The organism is Phaeobacter sp. CC-HEC084, assembly GCF_059429255.1.
Window position 1 is genome coordinate 1,225,703 of sequence record NZ_JCAIJQ010000009.1, and the last position, 16,987, is coordinate 1,242,689.

The 16,987-nt window shown below is 61.1% G+C and carries 15 protein-coding genes and 1 tRNA gene; 8 read left to right on the top strand and 8 right to left on the bottom strand.

Features of this window, described 5'->3' with window-relative positions; genetic code table 11:
* Positions 1-193: 193 nt before the first annotated feature.
* Positions 194-1,873 (top strand): ABC transporter permease, encoded by a 1,680-nt coding sequence (locus AC5SSZ_RS23005; RefSeq protein ID WP_065271780.1) that lies wholly within the window; start codon positions 194-196, stop codon positions 1,871-1,873.
* On the opposite strand, the gene AC5SSZ_RS23010 is transcribed toward AC5SSZ_RS23005, so the two are convergent.
* From AC5SSZ_RS23010 to AC5SSZ_RS23025, 4 genes are all read right to left on the bottom strand, one after another.
* On the bottom strand, positions 1,870-2,766 hold the full coding sequence (locus tag AC5SSZ_RS23010; RefSeq protein WP_274833035.1) for a CobW family GTP-binding protein: 897 nt from the start codon (positions 2,764-2,766) through the stop codon (positions 1,870-1,872). The two genes, AC5SSZ_RS23005 and AC5SSZ_RS23010, sit on opposite strands and share 4 nt — an antisense overlap.
* Before the next feature lie 297 nt (positions 2,767-3,063).
* Positions 3,064-4,080, bottom strand: coding sequence for a Fe(3+) ABC transporter substrate-binding protein (locus tag AC5SSZ_RS23015; RefSeq protein WP_065271778.1), 1,017 nt, complete (start codon positions 4,078-4,080; stop codon positions 3,064-3,066).
* A 252-nt stretch (positions 4,081-4,332) separates the two neighbouring features.
* The gene (gene ykgO, locus AC5SSZ_RS23020) at positions 4,333-4,458 is read right to left on the bottom strand and encodes a type B 50S ribosomal protein L36 (protein ID WP_008562923.1); all 126 of its coding nucleotides are present in this window, start codon (positions 4,456-4,458) and stop codon (positions 4,333-4,335) included.
* Between the two features lie 80 nt (positions 4,459-4,538).
* Positions 4,539-4,613 (bottom strand) — tRNA-Val (locus AC5SSZ_RS23025).
* A 158-nt stretch (positions 4,614-4,771) separates the two neighbouring features.
* On the opposite strand from AC5SSZ_RS23025, the gene AC5SSZ_RS23030 reads away from it, so the two are divergent.
* On the top strand, positions 4,772-5,632 hold the full coding sequence (locus AC5SSZ_RS23030; protein WP_274833033.1) for an N-formylglutamate amidohydrolase: 861 nt from the start codon (positions 4,772-4,774) through the stop codon (positions 5,630-5,632).
* A 30-nt stretch (positions 5,633-5,662) separates the two neighbouring features.
* Here the strand turns inward: AC5SSZ_RS23030 and AC5SSZ_RS23035 are convergent, their stop codons facing one another.
* On the bottom strand, positions 5,663-6,955 hold the full coding sequence (locus AC5SSZ_RS23035) for a DNA polymerase IV (RefSeq protein WP_495440360.1): 1,293 nt from the start codon (positions 6,953-6,955) through the stop codon (positions 5,663-5,665).
* A 97-nt stretch (positions 6,956-7,052) separates the two neighbouring features.
* On the opposite strand from AC5SSZ_RS23035, the gene AC5SSZ_RS23040 reads away from it, so the two are divergent.
* A complete protein-coding gene (locus tag AC5SSZ_RS23040; protein WP_495440300.1) occupies positions 7,053-7,460 on the top strand; it encodes an NUDIX hydrolase in 408 nt (135 codons plus the stop codon).
* Positions 7,461-7,611: 151 nt separating this feature from the next.
* On the top strand, positions 7,612-7,905 hold the full coding sequence (locus AC5SSZ_RS23045) for a hypothetical protein (protein ID WP_495440301.1): 294 nt from the start codon (positions 7,612-7,614) through the stop codon (positions 7,903-7,905).
* A 1-nt stretch (position 7,906) separates the two neighbouring features.
* Here the strand turns inward: AC5SSZ_RS23045 and pyrF are convergent, their stop codons facing one another.
* Positions 7,907-8,620: an orotidine-5'-phosphate decarboxylase gene (pyrF, locus tag AC5SSZ_RS23050; RefSeq protein ID WP_274838155.1), complete on the bottom strand. Its 714-nt coding sequence runs from the start codon at positions 8,618-8,620 to the stop codon at positions 7,907-7,909.
* A 276-nt stretch (positions 8,621-8,896) separates the two neighbouring features.
* Here pyrF and clpB point away from each other — a divergent pair, with 276 nt between their 5' ends.
* Positions 8,897-11,515, top strand: a complete 2,619-nt coding sequence (clpB, locus tag AC5SSZ_RS23055; protein ID WP_495440303.1) for an ATP-dependent chaperone ClpB — start codon at positions 8,897-8,899, stop codon at positions 11,513-11,515.
* A gap of 84 nt (positions 11,516-11,599) precedes the next feature.
* Here clpB and AC5SSZ_RS23060 read toward each other — a convergent pair whose 3' ends face one another.
* A complete protein-coding gene (locus AC5SSZ_RS23060) occupies positions 11,600-13,048 on the bottom strand; it encodes a methyl-accepting chemotaxis protein (protein ID WP_495440305.1) in 1,449 nt (482 codons plus the stop codon).
* A 203-nt stretch (positions 13,049-13,251) separates the two neighbouring features.
* Positions 13,252-13,701: a DUF302 domain-containing protein gene (locus tag AC5SSZ_RS23065; protein WP_368947556.1), complete on the bottom strand. Its 450-nt coding sequence runs from the start codon at positions 13,699-13,701 to the stop codon at positions 13,252-13,254.
* 126 nt (positions 13,702-13,827) lie between these two features.
* Here AC5SSZ_RS23065 and AC5SSZ_RS23070 point away from each other — a divergent pair, with 126 nt between their 5' ends.
* From AC5SSZ_RS23070 to msrQ, 3 genes are all read left to right on the top strand, one after another.
* Positions 13,828-15,318, top strand: a complete 1,491-nt coding sequence (locus AC5SSZ_RS23070) for an FMN-binding glutamate synthase family protein (RefSeq protein ID WP_495440306.1) — start codon at positions 13,828-13,830, stop codon at positions 15,316-15,318.
* 70 nt (positions 15,319-15,388) lie between these two features.
* Positions 15,389-16,288 (top strand): protein-methionine-sulfoxide reductase catalytic subunit MsrP, encoded by a 900-nt coding sequence (gene msrP, locus AC5SSZ_RS23075; RefSeq protein ID WP_274829817.1) that lies wholly within the window; start codon positions 15,389-15,391, stop codon positions 16,286-16,288.
* Complete coding sequence (gene msrQ / locus AC5SSZ_RS23080) at positions 16,288-16,884, top strand: protein-methionine-sulfoxide reductase heme-binding subunit MsrQ (RefSeq protein ID WP_495440310.1); 597 nt, start codon at positions 16,288-16,290, stop codon at positions 16,882-16,884. Before msrP ends, msrQ begins: the two co-directional genes overlap by 1 nt.
* Positions 16,885-16,987 lie beyond the last annotated feature (103 nt).

A 16,987-nucleotide genomic window follows, 5' to 3' on the forward strand; every position in this document is an offset into this window, starting at 1 on the left:
CGCAGCCTTACACAGACATGGAGAGCCGGGCCCCGTAAGGACGCCCGGCTTTTTTCTATCCGAAACCGGGGCCGGGCGTATTCGCCGCAGGGCAGGGCGCTTGCCAGTTTCCTGCTGGAGTTTCCGACAAAAATGATCGAAATAGAGGGGTGTTCCGACCCGCAGTGGGATCCACCAAAGCGATGAGCAACCGATGACTGAAGCCAGCCACACTCCAGACTACGCCCCAAAGGGAAGCCGCCTTGGGCGCAAGGCCGGGACACGCGTCTTTGCCGTGCTGGGCTGGGTCGTGGCGCTGGCTTGCGTCCTGCCGATGCTGGCCGTGGCGCTGGCGGGGATGGTTGGCGGCACGGATACCATCGCGCATCTGGCCGGGACGGTGCTGCCACGCTACCTGATCACGACGGTGGTGCTGGTGGTTCTGGTCTCACTTGGAACCCTGTTGCTGGGTGTCGGGGCGGCCTGGCTTGTCACCATGACCCGTTTTCCTGGCGTGCGCCTGTTCGAGGTCGCGTTGGTCCTGCCGCTGGCCTTCCCGGCTTATGTGCTGGCCTATGCCTATACCTTTGTTCTGGATCACCCCGGCATCGTGCAGACCACCCTGCGACAGGTGACGGGCTGGGGCCCGCGCGATTACTGGTTCCCGGAGATCCGCTCTCCGGGTGGGGCGGCGGTGATGCTGATCTTCGTCCTTTATCCCTATGTCTATCTGCTGGCGCGGGCGGCCTTCCTGCAGCAAAGCGCTGGCGCCTTCCTGGCGGCCCGGGCACTGGGGAAAAGTGCCTGGGAGGCCTTCTGGCGTGTCAGCCTGCCGATGGCGCGGCCGGCGATTGCCTCGGGCGTGCTGTTGGCGGTGATGGAGACCATCGCCGATTTCGGTACCGTGTCCTATTTCGGGGTGCAGACCTTTGCCACAGGGATCTACACCAGCTGGTTCTCGCTCGCGGATCGCGCCGGGGCGGCGCAGCTGGCGCTCTGCCTTCTCAGCTTTGCGCTGATGCTGGCGGTAGTGGAACGCTCCACCCGCGGCAAGGCGCGCTATCATCAGGCGGGCAAGCATCACGCTGAAATGCCGCCTGCCGATCTGACCGGTTTGCGCGCCGTTGCGGCTTGGGTGCTCTGCGCGATTCCGGTGGTTTTGGGCTTTGTGCTGCCGGTGGTGATCCTGTGCAATATGGGGCTGCAATCCGAGCAGGACCTGTTCAGCCGCCGTTATATCGGGTTCATCCAGAACTCTTTGCTTCTGGCCTCGACCGCAGCGGTGATCACCGTGCTGGCGGCGGTGATCCTTGGCTTTTATCAGCGACTGCGTCCGGGACGCAGTTCTGCACTCGCGGCCTATATGTCACGGCTGGGCTATGCGGTGCCGGGCGGGGTGATCGCGGTGGGGCTGATGGTACCTTTCGCGGCCTTTGACAACGCTCTCGATGCCTGGATGCGGGCGACCTTTGATATTCGCACCGGCTTGCTGATCACCGGATCCATCTGGCTCTTGGTGGCCGCCTATATGGTGCGGTTTCTCGCGGCGGCTCTTGGTGCCTATGAGAGTGGCCAGTCCACCGTACACGCCAATATGGATGCGGCTGCCCGGTCGCTGGGACAAAGCCCGCTGGGCATGCTGCGCCGGGTGCATCTGCCGATCCTGACGCCAAGCCTGCTGACCGCGCTACTGATCGTTTTCGTCGACGTGATGAAGGAACTGCCCGCAACGCTGATCATGCGGCCATTCAATTACGATACGCTGGCGGTGCAGGCCTACCGGCTGGCCTCGGACGAGCGGCTGGAGGGCGCTGCGGTGCCGTCGCTGGTCATCATGGCGGTGGGGTTACTGCCGGTGATCCTGATCTGCCGACAGGTTGGACGCCGCCGTTAGGCGTGCCCACCTGTCTGGCTCTGAGCGTCAGGCTGGCCCGTCCACCAGGCCTCGATTTGTTCAGGGGAAATCCGCCCGGCAGGCCCAAGCCCGACCAGAAGGGTTTCGTCGGCATCGCAGTGACGGGCTTCGACATGGCGGCCGACGATATGCAGCTCATAGGCACCGCCAGTGGTCAGTACGTAGCCTTTCATGCGGTAAAGACCGTCGGGGCGGCTGGCCAGTTTGTCGCCCAATGCGCGGCGATCCAGAACGTCGCGGCTTTGATGTTGCCAAGTGGCATAGGCGGGATGCGCGGCCACGGAGCGGCCTTTGGGCAGGGGCACGACGTCAAACAGGAGATCAGAAACTGGCGCACCATCCAGAACCGTAGGCGTGCGCGCCCCCGCGGCCTTCAATTGGTCAGCCAGATCCGCATCAATATCTTCGCATTTGGAGACCAGAACCAGGTCAGCGGCGCGGATTTGCTGCAGCACCTGGGGGGCAATCTCTTCATCCTGCAGAAGGGTATCGGCATTGAGCCCATCCACCACGGTGACAATGCCGGCATAGCTAAAGCCGCTTTCGCCCATGACGGTATTTGCGATGGCGACTGGATCGGAGATGCCGCTGGCCTCGATCACCAGATGGCCCGGCTGTTCCGGCCGATCCAGGATTTGCCGTAGCGTCAGTGCCAGATCCGTTCCCATGGTGCAACAGATGCAACCATTGGTCAGGGCGATGGTGCCGTTTTCCGTATCGCGGATCAGATCGGCGTCGATGTTGATGGCGCCGAAATCGTTGACGATGACGGCCAAGTCCAGCCCGTGCGACTCGGCGAGGATGCGATTGATGAGGCTGGTTTTACCTGCGCCGAGGTAACCGCTGATAATCGTGACAGGCACCCTTTTCACAGCATGGTTCCTTGTCGTGCGATATCCCGGAAACCCTGCATGTGCCTTTAACCCCTCACTTGAAAATTCCGCAAATCTATAGGCGGCAGTAGGGTGCAGGTCCAGAAATTCAGCAACAAAGTTGCCGGATTGCAGGCGTAAAGGCGCTAAAGGATCATTTTGGGAGCGGGCAATGGCCGATTCTGAAAATCCGGGTCTTGAGTTGAGACATTCTGACCATCTGCGACTCTCAAAAAGGACAAAAAGGCGCGAGGGGGCCTCGCGCCTTTTTTAAAATTCGAATCATCCTGAGGTGGATTATTTCCAGCCTACCGCATCAAAGATCTTCTGTGCTTCGGGGATGTTCTTGGCCACGTCGGACAGGTTGATGTCGTCGGGTTTGAAATGGCCAAGGGCAGCGATGCTGGGGGCGAGGCCCACGCCCGGCACGGCCGGGTATTCGTCGTTGCCCGCCGAGAAATATTGCTGCGCCTGATCCGAGGCGAGATACTCGAGGAACTTGATCGCGTTATCGCGGTTCGGGGCATGTGCCGCAACGCCGCCACCGGACAGGTTCATATGCGCGCCTTGTTCGTTCTGCGCCGGGAAGATCCAGCCGATCATGTCACGCGAATCGGAGAGGCCTTTGACGTCTTTGCGGATCGAGCGGGCAAAGTAATAGCTGTTCGCCACGGAAATTTCGCATTCGCCCGAAACGATGCCGCGCAGCTGGTCGGTGTCACCACCTTGCGGATCACGCGCCATGTTGGCAACCACGCCTTCGGCCCAGGATTTGGCAACATCGCTGCCCTGATGGGTGATGATCGAGGCCAGCAGGGTCTGGTTGTAGGTGTTGGTCGAGGAGCGGATACAGACCAGCCCCTTGTACGCCGGATCGGCCAGATCAAGGTAGGTCTGCGGCGGGTTGGCCACGTCAGCCTTGTCGTAGAAGATGATCCGGGCGCGCTGGGAAAAGCCGAACCACTGGTTGTCTGCGTCCTGCAGGTAACCGGGCACGCGCGCCTCCAGCACGTCGCTGTCGATGGATTGCAGCACGCCTGCATCCTTGGCGCGGGCCAGACGCGAGGTGTCGACGGTCAGCAGGATATCGGCAGGGGAATTCTCGCCCTCGGCCTGCATGCGGGCAATCAGCTCATCCGCCTTACCTTCGATCCGGTTGATGCGGATGCCGGTTGCCTCTTCGAAGTCCGAATAAAGGCGTTCATCGGTGTCGTAATGGCGCGAGGAATAGAGGTTCACCTCTCCCTCGGCGGCGGCAGAGGTTGCAATGGTGGCGGCCAGAGCGCCTGCCAGTATCGTGGTCGCTTTCAACATGGTTACTCCCATCAAGCTTCGGTATGTCTTTCCGACTGATTTAGTCGATTATAGGATTCCGAAGCGGAAGAAAACAAAAACTGACAATTTTACTTGGAGAAAATTTACAGGTTGGCTGCGGGTCAGTGGGCAAGGTCGTATCGGCTCGTTTCGGTAAGCGCCGCCGCTAAAACGCAAAAAACCGCATCCTAAGATGCGGTTTTCAAAATACGCTGTGACTGTCGTGCAGTCCCAGATCCGGTCTGGTGGATCTTAGCCCTGACGCGCTTTGAAGCGGCGCTGGGTCTTGTTGATCACGTAGACGCGGCCCTTGCGACGCACAACGCGGCAGTCACGGTGCCGGTTCTTGAGCGAGCGGAGCGAGTTCTTGACCTTCATGGTCCTTCTCCTGTTCTGCGGCGCGAACCAGCGCCTGGGTTAGCGGGTGTTCCGACCCGTGGGCCAAAACAATGAATTCATGGTGGGCGATACAAGGTTCGAACTTGTGACCCCTTCGATGTCAACGAAGTGCTCTACCGCTGAGCTAATCGCCCATGAAACCCTTGCAACATCCTGCCCCAGAAACAAACGGGGCGCGGGATGCCGCGCCGGTGAAGGGGTCTATAATAAGAGTCGCGGAGGGGTGCAAGAGCTTTTGACCCCAGAAATTTCCAGTCTATGCTGTTTTTAGATCTAAGGGGCCGGAGCCGGGATGTCCGACGCAGCATTTTCTGTCATGTCGCCGCAAAATCTGCGGTCAGCAATCGTTTTTGCATCGCCTCATAGTGGCGCCGATTACCCGCCGCAGTTCCTTGAGCAATCGATTCTCGATCCGCATCGGATCCGCAGTTCCGAAGATGCCTTTGTCGACCGGCTTTTTGCTGCAGCGCCTGAATATGGTGCGCCGCTCCTAAGAGCGGTAAAGCCGCGCGCCTATCTGGATTTGAACCGCTCTCCGGAGGAGTTGGACCCGGCGCTGATCGAAGGGGTGATGCGGCGCGGCCAGAATCCCCGCGTGGCCTCGGGACTGGGGGTGATTCCCCGGGTCGTTGCGGGCGGGCAGGCGATCTACCGGGGTAAACTGCCCCTGACCGAGGCCCGCAGGCGCATCGACAGCTACTGGCGGCCCTATCATCGGGCGCTGCAGGGATTGCTGGATCAGGCCCATATCGGGTTTGGCCATGCGATTCTGATCGATTGTCACTCGATGCCGCACGAAGCGCTGGAAACCATGCCCACCCGGTCGGGGCAGATGCCGGACGTGGTACTGGGGGATCGGTTTGGGGCTGCGGCGGCGGGTGAGATCGTTGATCGCGTCGAAGCCGCCTTTACCAGTGTCGGTTTGCGGGTGGCCCGCAATGCGCCCTTTGCCGGGGCCTATATCACCCAGGCCTATGGCCGCCCGTCGCGCAATCAGCACGCGATCCAGGTGGAAATCGACCGTTCCCTTTATATGGATGAGGCCACGATCCGGCCCAATGGCAATTTCGCCATCCTTCAGGACGCGCTGCGCGGTGTCATCGCCGCGATGACAGATTCGGTGCAGGAACAGCGCCCGCTTGCCGCTGAATAAGAACCGCTGCGGATCCGGGCAGGACCGATTCTAGCGCAGGGCGCGCCCTTTCAGGATGGCGCCATCTCCAAACCGTTTGCGGATGGCGTCGCTGGCCCGTTCGGCTCCGGCGCGCTGGCTGGCCTGCGGGTCCAGAAGGTCGCCGGTGACATCGGCCTGATCGGCGGGCACCAGATCGGAAATGCCGCAGCCAAGCAGGCGATAGGGACCCTGATCGCCCACCTGATCCAACAGGGCGCGCGCGGTGCGATAGATCGTATCGGCCATCTGGGTGGGGCTGCGCAGGGCGATGCGGCGGGTCAGGGCCGAATGATTGGCCCGTTTCAGTTTCAGCGTTACCACGCGTCCCGCTTTTTCCTTGGCCTTGGCCCGGTCCGAGACCTGCGTCGCCAGCCGCCATAGGTGGCCGTCCAGAACTTCGGTATTGGCTGTATCCTCAAAAAACGTTGTTTCCTTGGAGATCGATTTCACCGGTGCATTGGCCGACACCCGGCGCCGGTCCTCGCCCCGGGCCAGATGCCACAAGCGGTCGCCCATCGAGCCGAAGCGGGCGTGCAGATCCTGCCGCTCCCAGCGCAGAAGATCGGCAAAAGTGCGAATCCCCGCCTTGTCCAGCGAAGCCTGCGCCGCAGGACCAATGCCCCAGATCAGCCGCACCGGTTTGTCGTGCAGGAAATCTGCGGTCTCTGCCTTGCCGATCACCGAAAATCCGCGCGGCTTGTCCAGATCTGAGGCAACCTTGGCCAGGAACTTGTTGTGGCTGAGGCCGATCGAGCCGGTGATTCCCAACTCGTCCTTCATGCGTTTGACCAACCGCGCCAGCATCACGGCGGGCGGCGCCCCGTGCAGTTTTTCGGTGCCGGACAGATCCATGAAGGCTTCGTCCAGTGACAGCGGTTCCACATCCGGCGTCAACTCGTTCATCATTTCGCGTACGGCGCGGCTCACCTCGGCATAGACCTGCATCCGGGGTTTGATCACCACCGCGTCGGGGCAGAGCTTCAGCGCCTGAAACATCGGCATCGCGGATTTGACGCCGCGGATACGCGCCACATAGCAGGCGGTGGAGACCACCCCGCGCCGCCCGCCGCCGATGATCACCGGCTTGTCGGCCAGTGCCGGGTCATTGCGTTTCTCAACGCTGGCATAGAAGGCATCGCAATCCATATGGGCGATGGTCAGCGAAAACAGCTCGTCATGCACCTTGACGCGCGGACTGCCGCAGGCCGGGCAACGCAGTGGGCGCCGCTGCGGCGGTGCGATCTGGCGCAGGCAGTCTCGGCACAGGGCGGAAGACTGCGAAGATGTGGATGAGGCGGGCATGGCAGGCGGGTAGGGGGCTTCGTTGAAACGGTGCAGGATGAGTTTACTCCGGCCCGGCAATATTGTCTTTAGGCCATCGCGGGGCCATGTTCATGTCATGACATTTTCAGGTGCAAAACTGGCTTTGTTTCTGGGCCAGAAAATCGTGGTCATCCTGCGCGATGATAAGCCCGACATTCCCTATCCCGGTCATTGGGATCTGCCCGGCGGCGGACGGGAGCAAGAGGAAAGCCCCGAGGTTTGCGCGCTGAGAGAAACCGAGGAAGAGATCGGGCTGCAACTGGCCCCGTCTGATCTGGTCTGGTCGCGCCGCTACAGTCGACCGCGCGGATATGTCTGGTTCTTTGTCTCCCATCAGCCTGCGGGATTGGTGTCGGACATCCGATTGGGTTCGGAAGGGCAGCGGTGGGCTCTGATGGATCCGCGGGAGTATTGCGAACATCCCCTTGCTGTGCCGCATTTCGCCGAACAGCTGCAGGGCTATCTGAGCGAGGCCAGAGCTTAGCGTCGGGCGCTGTGGAGGTTTTTCAAGAAAAATCCCCCGCGCGAAACGGCGGGGGCAGGTGACGAACCTCAGGAAGAAGAGTTCGTCTGGGGAGTGTTGAGACCAGAATCGCCGATCCGACTCCCTGACGCAAATTTTGCGCTTCCCCGAAATGGACGCTCTGCCACAGCCTGTGCTTTTCCGGGCACAGCTGTGTGGCGGCTCTGGGGAGGCCAGTTTTGGTATTCTAGTTAAATATTATGAGGTTGACGTAGGGTCAGGGCAGTTTTCAGGAAATTTCAGCGGGAAATATTTTGCCGACCATGTCGTGCAAATTCTGCCTGAAAATTGGGCAAACCGCAGTGGTAAGGTTTGCCGGATGGGCGCGGCGGCCAAGACGGACGCACTGACCGCCACCCCTGATACGGTTATTGGGACTGCGTTCAGCCGCAATGCGGCTCGCTGAATTACAGACTGCGCAGCTCGGACAGAATGTCTTCGGCGGCCTTGCGCGGGTCTGCTGCCTTCCAGATCGGGCGACCGACAACGATGTGATCGGCGCCATCGGCAATGGCGCTGGCCGGGGTGGCAACGCGTTTCTGGTCTCCCAGATCCGCACCGGCCGGGCGCACGCCGGGGGTGACGATCAGCTTGCCCGCTGCCTCGGGCAGGGCGCGGATCAGGGCGGCTTCCTGCGGGCTGGCGATCACCCCGTCGGCTCCGGCGGCAAAGGCATTTCCTGCACGCTCCTGCACCAGATCGCGGATTTCTCCGGGTTTGATCAGCGCCCCATCAAGGTCATCGCGATCCAGCGAGGTCAGGATGGTGACGGCGAGGATCTTCATGTCCTTGCCTGCCGCGCCTTCCTTGGCCGCGCGCACCACATAGGGGTCGCCATGCACTGTCAGGAAATCCAGATCGAACTGCGCCAGCCCGCGCACGGCGTTTTCCACCGTGGCGCCGATGTCGAACAGTTTCATATCGAGGAAGATCCGCTTGCCCAGCTCCTGCTTCATCTCATTCGCCAGCGCCAGCCCGCCGCCGGTCAGCATGCCAAGACCGATCTTGTAAAAGGACACCGCATCGCCAAGCCGCTCGGCCAGTTTCAATCCTTCGATTGCGTTGGGAACGTCCATGGCAACGATCAGGCGGTCGTCGGCAATCGGGGCAGTGGCAGACATGGCGGGTCTCCGGTTTTGTGAAAACGTGACAGGGGATGCGGAATTGCGCTTTCCTAATCCGCACGGGGCGGTTGGGAAAGCCTAAAAAACAAGGCATTTGGCGCAGCGCCTGCCCATGAGAATTTGATTGAGGTCAGAGATTTTGCATCTCTTTGCGGTCAATATGCTCTTGAAGAGGGGGCGAGACCTCCCAAATTGGAGTGTGAGGCCCGGACCGGGGCGTGCCGCAAAGCGGGCGCTGCCATATTGATCGGGCGCTTGTAAAAGGAGAGAGAGATGGACTTGACCAAGTTCACTGAGCGTGCACGCGGTTTCGTGCAGGCGGCGCAGACAATTGCACTGCGCGAAGAGCACCAGCGCATGGTGCCCGAGCACCTTTTGAAAGCTTTGATGGATGACGATCAGGGGCTTGCTGCCAACCTGATCACCCGCGCGGGCGGCGATGCCACCCAGGTTGCCGGATCTGCGGATGCGGCTGTTGCCAAGTTGCCCAAGGTCAGCGGCGACGGCAGCCAGATGTATCTGGATCAGCAGACCGCCAAGGTGCTGGATGAAGCCGCCAAGATTGCAGACAAGGCAGGCGACAGTTTTGTCCCGGTCGAGCGTGTCCTGATGGCGCTTTGCATGGTGAAATCCAAGGCCAAGGACGCGCTGGAGGCAGGCAATGTTTCTGCCCAGAAGCTGAACGAGGCGATCAACGACATTCGCAAGGGCCGCACCGCCGACAGCGCCACGGCCGAAGAAGGCTATGACGCGCTGAAGAAATACGCCCGCGACCTGACCGAAGCCGCCCGCGAGGGGAAGATCGACCCGATCATTGGCCGGGACGAGGAAATCCGCCGCGCCATGCAGGTGCTGAGCCGCCGCACCAAGAACAACCCGGTGCTGATCGGTGAGCCGGGCGTCGGTAAGACTGCCATCGCCGAGGGCATGGCGCTGCGCATCGTCAATGGCGATGTGCCTGAGAGCCTGCGCGACAAGCAGCTTCTGGCGCTGGACATGGGGGCGCTGATCGCCGGTGCGAAGTACCGCGGTGAGTTTGAAGAACGCCTGAAGGCTGTTCTGACCGAAGTGACTGAAGCCGCCGGTGAGATCATCCTGTTCATCGACGAGATGCACACTCTTGTGGGGGCGGGCAAATCCGATGGTGCAATGGATGCGGCCAACCTGATCAAGCCTGCGCTTGCACGGGGTGAGCTGCACTGCATCGGCGCAACCACTCTGGATGAATACCGCAAGTATGTCGAAAAGGACGCGGCCCTTGCCCGCCGGTTCCAGCCTGTGATGGTCTCTGAACCGACGGTGGAGGACACCATTTCGATCCTGCGCGGTATCAAGGAAAAGTATGAGTTGCACCACGGTGTGCGCATCGCCGATGCGGCCCTGGTGGCGGCGGCGACCCTGTCGAATCGTTATATCACCGACCGTTTCCTGCCGGACAAGGCCATCGACCTGATGGACGAAGCTGCCAGCCGTCTGCGCATGCAGGTGGACAGCAAGCCCGAAGAGCTGGACGCGCTTGACCGCCAGATCCTGCAGATGCAGATCGAGGAAGAGGCGCTGAAGCTGGAAGACGATGCCGCCTCGCGTGATCGTTTGGAAACGCTGCAGAAAGAGCTGTCGAACCTGCAGGAGCAATCCGCAGAGATGACCGCCCAGTGGCAGGCCGAACGTGACAAGCTGGCCGGCGCCCGTGATCTGAAAGAGCAGCTCGACAAGGCGCGCGCTGAACTGGATATCGCCAAACGCGAAGGCAACCTCGCCCGTGCGGGTGAACTGTCCTATGGCGTCATCCCGGGGCTGGAAAAACAGCTGGCCGAGGCCGAGGAGAAGGAACAGCAGGGTCTGATGGTCGAAGAGGCCGTCCGCCCCGAGCAGATCGCCGGTGTTGTCGAGCGCTGGACCGGGATCCCGACCTCCAAGATGCTGGAAGGTGAGCGCGAGAAACTGCTGCGGATGGAAGACGACCTGCATGCTCGCGTGATTGGTCAGAACTCTGCCGTGACGGCGGTGGCCAATGCGGTGCGCCGGGCACGTGCGGGGCTCAACGATGAGAACCGTCCGCTGGGCAGCTTCCTGTTCCTCGGGCCGACCGGTGTCGGTAAGACCGAACTGACCAAGGCCGTGGCTGAGTTCCTCTTTGATGACGACAATGCGATGGTGCGCATCGACATGTCCGAGTTCATGGAGAAACACGCGGTTGCGCGTCTGATCGGTGCTCCTCCGGGCTATGTCGGATATGAGGAAGGCGGCGTGCTGACCGAGGCCGTGCGGCGGCGTCCTTATCAGGTGGTTCTGTTCGACGAGGTCGAAAAGGCGCATCCGGATGTGTTCAACGTGCTCTTGCAGGTTCTGGATGACGGTATGCTGACCGATGGTCAGGGTCGCACCGTGGACTTCAAGCAGACGCTGATCATCCTGACGTCGAACCTTGGCGCGCAGGCGCTGAGCCAGTTGCCCGAAGGCGCCGATGCATCGGATGCCAAGCGCGACGTTATGGATGCGGTGCGGGCGCATTTCCGCCCCGAATTCCTGAACCGTCTGGACGAGACGATCATCTTTGACCGTCTGGCCCGCGCCGATATGGACGGCATCGTCAAGATCCAGCTCAAGCGGCTTGAGAAGCGTCTGGCCGATCGCAAGATCACCCTGCAACTGGATGAAGGTGCGCAGACCTGGCTGGCCGACGAAGGCTATGATCCGGTGTTCGGTGCCCGCCCGCTGAAGCGCGTGATCCAGCGTGCCTTGCAGAACCCGCTGGCCGAATTGCTGCTGGCTGGCGATATTCGTGACGGGGACACCGTACCGGTTTCTGCCGGGGCGGATGGTCTGATCATCGGCGACCGGATCGGAACCACCGACCGGCCCAAGCCGGACGATGCCGTGGTGCACTAAGCACCCGGTCTGTCCTGATGGAAGAAACACAGAAGGCCCGCCATCTCTGGCGGGCCTTTCTTTAGTATGTGGTCAGGGAGGTGTTCAGAAATCTTCCCAGGTCTCCACATTCCCTGGTGTGGCTGACTGCGCTGTCGCGTTGATTGTAGCCGCCGAAGGTGTGGCGACCGGGGCCTGACTGCGCTGGGCGGCGTTGAACCGCACCACGTTGGTCCGGCGTTCGGCTCCGGCACCGCGGCCGGTTCTGAACTGAGCCACTTGTTGTGACAGGTTTTTAGCGTTGTTGGCCATGATCTGGCTGGCGCCGGAGGCGTCTTCAACCATTGCGGCATTGCTTTGGGTGACTTCGTCCAGCTGTCCCATGCCCATGTTGATTTCGGACAGGGTCGCGGATTGCTCCTGCGTTCCCCGTGCGATGTCGCTGACGTGGCCGGAAATCGTGCTGACGCTTTGGATGATCGATTTCAGCTCCCCGCCGGCGCGGCCGACCAGATCGACGCCCGTTACCACATGGCCCGAGCTTTCGGTGATCAGCAGCTTGATCTCTCCGGCGGCATCGGTCGACCGTTTCGCCAGCGCCCGCACCTCGGAGGCAACCACGGCAAAGCCACGGCCTGCTTCGCCTGCCCGGGCGGCTTCGACCCCAGCGTTGAGCGCCAGCAGGCTGGTCTGGAAGGAAATGTCGTCGATGACGGTCAGAATGGTTGAGATCTTTTCCGAGGAGGCGCGGATCTGATCCATCGCATCAATGGCTTCCTGCACGACGGTGCTGCTGCCCTCGGCGGTGGTCTGCGCCTCTGTCACGATTCGCTCCACATCCTGCGCGCCCTGCGCAGCGGATTTGACGGTTGTGGTCAGCTCTTCAATGGCGGCTGCGGTCTGTTCCAGGGTTGCCGCCTGGGTTTCAGTGCGCTGTGACAGTTCTGCCGAAGACTGGCTGATGCCAGTCGCTGCGTGCTCTACAGTTTCCGACACGGATTTGACCGCCGAGATGACCGTTTCCAGCTGCGTGACCGCCGCGTTGAAATTTCCGGCCACGGCGCCAAGGTCGGGAATGTCAGAGACTGGAATACGGTGATCCAGCGCGCCGTCGCGCAGTGCGACCAGCCCGTGCGAAATATCCTGGATCGCCTTGCGGCGGTAGGTGATGTCGGTGCCCAGCTTGATGATCTTGCGCACCTGCCCCGCCGCGTCCAGAACCGGTGCAAAGGTCGCCTGGATCCAGACTTCGGCGCCTGATTTGGACCGCATGGGGAACTGGTCGGTGAAATGCTGCCCCTGTCCAAGCGCCTGCCACAACTCCCGGAACTGAGGGCCACTGGCATAGTCTGCGGAGACAAGCATTCTGTGGGCCTTGCCGGTGATTTCCTGTTCGGTATAGCCGAGGGAAGAGAGAAAATTCTCGTTTGCGCGCAGGATCGTTCCGTCAGGTGTGAATTCGATGACTGCTTGTGTCTTCTCTATGGCTGCCAATGTACCCAGCAAATCGTCTTGTTCTTGTGTGCGTTCTGCAGACTTGAATTTGAAAAACATTGGACCTCTTCTTCAGCAATGCATTTCCCGGCAGGCGGGATGAAGAAGAGATATTTTCGCGGTATTAATTTAGCATGAAATTTAGTGACTTATCGAGGGCCGCCGACAGCAGCGTCCCGCCCGGAACCGGTAATCCCGGTCCCGGGCAATCTCTGTGCTGACCGCACACACACATATATATATGTGTGCGACGGGGCCGCGCCTTATTCCTCGATTGCTTCGCGGGCGATGCCGTCCAGCAGTTCCTGAATCACCTGCATCTCGCCCTCGGGGAAGGCACGGAAGCCGATGGTGATCTCTTCCTCGCCGGGGATCTGGGCGACGAAGATGTCATAGGGGCAGAACATGATGTTCATCGGGTCGGCTTCCATCACCTGCCGCGACAGCTGCGCCGAGCAGAAGGAATAGACGTCAGCCTTTTCGAACAGAACGACGTCAGAGCCGACATCGGCGCGGGTGCGTTCCAGCATATCGCCCACGTGGCTGATGTGATCGACCACCAGACCGCGGTCGGTGATGGCGCTTTCCAGGCCAAAGGTCACGTCGTCAAAGGACAGCGTGGTTTTGTAGCTGACCATGCCTTCGGCCTGGGCGCTGGCGCCGAGGGTCAGGGCGGTGGCCGTGGCGGCAACGGTGGCTGCGAAAAAATTCATGATATATCTCCCTTTTGTGAGCAAAGCTCGCTTGCCCGCCCCGGCGTTCCCCCTCAGTCTGGGGCAGGGCAGGCGGTGTCTGGGCCGCGCGCCTCACTGAATATATAGGTACATAGGAGTTTTTGCATGGGTATTGCGGCGAATGCCATAGAATTCCTGGCGCTTGCATTTGTTTTTGCGCTGGGGGCGGTCGGGCTGCTTTTGCTGGTCCTGTTTCTTGTGGACAGGCTTCAGACCGAGGATGCGATCCGGCGCAACTACCCTGTCATCGGACGCTTCCGGCATCTGTTCAGCACGCTAGGCGAATTCTTCCGTCAGTATTTCTTTGCCATGGATCGCGAAGAACTGCCGTTCAACCGGGCGCAGCGCGACTGGGTGAGCCGGGCCAGTGAGGGCAAGGGAAACACGGTCGCCTTCGGCTCGACCCGCAATACCTCGGTGCCGGGCACGGCGATCTTCGTCAACGCACCTTTCCCGCCCCTTGATGACCAATACGCCAGTTCCGAACCCATGGTGATCGGGGCAGGGGCACGGGTGCCCTATCTGGCGCCCTCCTTTTACAATATTTCCGGGATGAGCTACGGCGCCCTGTCACGCCCCGCTGTCCGGGCGCTCAGTCGCGGCGCGCGTGAGGCGGGCGTCTGGATGAACACCGGTGAAGGCGGGCTCAGCCCGTTTCACCTTGAGGGCGGCTGCGACATTGTTTTCCAGATCGGCACCGCGAAATACGGTGTGCGCGATGAACACGGCAACCTGAGTGACGAAAAGCTGTGCAAGGTGGCCGAACATCCGAACGTGCGGATGTTCGAACTGAAGCTGTCGCAAGGGGCCAAACCGGGTAAGGGCGGCATCCTGCCTGCGGCCAAGGTCAACGCCGAGATTGCCGAGATCCGCGGCATCCCCGAAGGCAAGGCGAGTATATCTCCCAACCGCCACCCCGAGATCGGAACGTTCGATGACCTTCTCGACATGATTTCTCATGTGCGCGAGGTCACGGGCAAACCGGTCGGGATCAAAACGGTGGTCGGCTCCGAAGCGGTGATGCGGGAAATGTTCATGAACATCGCCTCGCGCCCGGATGATGCGCCGGACTTCATCACCATCGATGGCGGCGAAGGTGGCACCGGCGCAGCCCCCATGCCGCTGATCGATCTGGTCGGTATGTCGGTGCGCGAGGCGCTGCCGATGGTCTGTAACCTGCGCGATGAATACGGGATGAAGGAGCGCATCCGCCTGATCGCCAGTGGTAAGCTGGTCAATCCGGGCGATGTGGCTTGGGCGTTGGCCGCAGGGGCCGATTTCGTGACCTCGGCGCGCGGCTTCATGTTTTCCCTTGGCTGCATTCAGGCGCTCAAATGCAACAAGAACACCTGCCCCACCGGTATCACCACCCATGATCCGCGCCTGCAAAAGGGTCTGGTGGTCGAGGATAAGGACAAGCGCGTGGCCCGGTTTGCCCGCGAGGTGATCAACGAGGTCGAAACCATCGCCCATTCCGTGGGGGTGGCCGAGCCGCGTCAGCTGCGGCGGCGCCACGTGCGCATCGTACAGGGGGATGGCACCTCCCGTCCGATGAACGAGATCATGCCAGGTTACAGTGCTATCGCGGAGTCGTGACAGGATATGTTTTGGTCCGTGGCCTCTCCCGCGCTAGCTCTGGTAGCGAACATGAAAAAAGGAGCCCGCAATGGCACGTCGCTGGACCAATACCCTGACCGAGGCTGATATCACCCCCGAAGCGGCCTTCTGGAACCGCCGCCAGATCATGGCGGGCATGGCCGGGCTTGGGCTGAGCACGCTGGCGGGCGGCGCCAAGGCCGAGACGCTGGAGCCCAACAGCTGGGACGACGTGACCAGCTATTGCAACTTCTACGAATTCGGCACCGGCAAGGGCGATCCCGCAGCCTATGCCGGACAGATGACGACCGAACCCTGGAGCGTCCGGATCGATGGCCTGGTTGACCGGCCCGGCGCCTATGACTTTCAGCAGATCCTCAGTGAGATGACGATCGAGGAACGCATCTACCGCTTCCGCTGTGTCGAGGCCTGGTCGATGGTGGTGCCCTGGAACGGATTCGAACTGGCGGATCTTCTGAATATGGCGGGTGTGCAGGAAGGGGCGAAATACGTGGCCTTCGAAACGCTCTATCGCCCCTCGGAAATGCCGGGCACCGCCTATCGGGTTCTGGACTGGCCCTACCGCGAGGGCCTGCGCCTTGATGAGGCCATGCATCCGCTGACCCTGATGGCCACCGGCATCTTCGGCAAACCGCTGCCAAACCAGAACGGCGCCCCCCTGCGTCTGGTGGTGCCGTGGAAATACGGTTTCAAGTCGATCAAATCGGTGGTGCGCATCACCGTGACGGATCAGGAACCGCCGACCAGCTGGAACATGGCCAATGCCCGCGAATACGGGTTCTACAGCAACGTGAACCCAAAGGTGGATCACCCCCGCTGGAGCCAGGCCACCGAACGGCGTATCGGCGGCGGTCTTTTTGCAGGCCGGGAGCCGACACTGATGTTCAATGGCTATGAAAAAGAGGTCGCCTCTCTTTACGAGGGGATGGATCTGGCCAAACACTTCTGATGGATGGCCTGAACCAGCTGCTGCGCCGTGTTCCGGTTTGGAGTGTCTATCTTCTGGGCCTCCTGCCGGTGCCGGCGCTGTTCTTTCTGGGGCTGACCGGCGGCCTTGGTGTTGAGCCGGTCAAGGCGCTGGAGCACGAATATGGCGAACTGGCGCTGAAGTTGCTGGTGGCGGTGCTGGCGGTGACCCCCTTGCGCCGTTACGCCGGGCTGAACCTGATGCGGTTCCGCCGGGCGCTGGGGGTCCTCTCCTTTATATATGTGCTGTGCCACCTTTTGGTGTGGCTGCTGCTGGATGTGCAGATCCCATCCCAGATTCTCGCTGATATCCTGAAACGTCCCTATATCAGCATCGGCATGGCGGCCTTTGTGCTGCTCCTGCCGCTCGCGGTGACATCGAACAATGCCTCTGTGCGCCGACTCGGTCCGCGCTGGCGCATTCTGCATCGCCTGACGTATCCGGCCATTGCCCTTGGGGCGCTGCACTATGTGATGTTGGTCAAAGGGTTTCAGATCGAACCGCTGGCCTATCTGGCCGTGATTCTTACACTTCTGGCCCTGCGCCTGCCCGTAATCCGCAGAAAAGCCACCACCTGATCGTGCCTCAGGCCCATCAAATCGCTTAAAACATGGGCGCATGAAGGTTTTTTGAAAAAACCGCCCGGAATCGAAAATTTCTGCTTGCGCCCTCCGGCCCTTA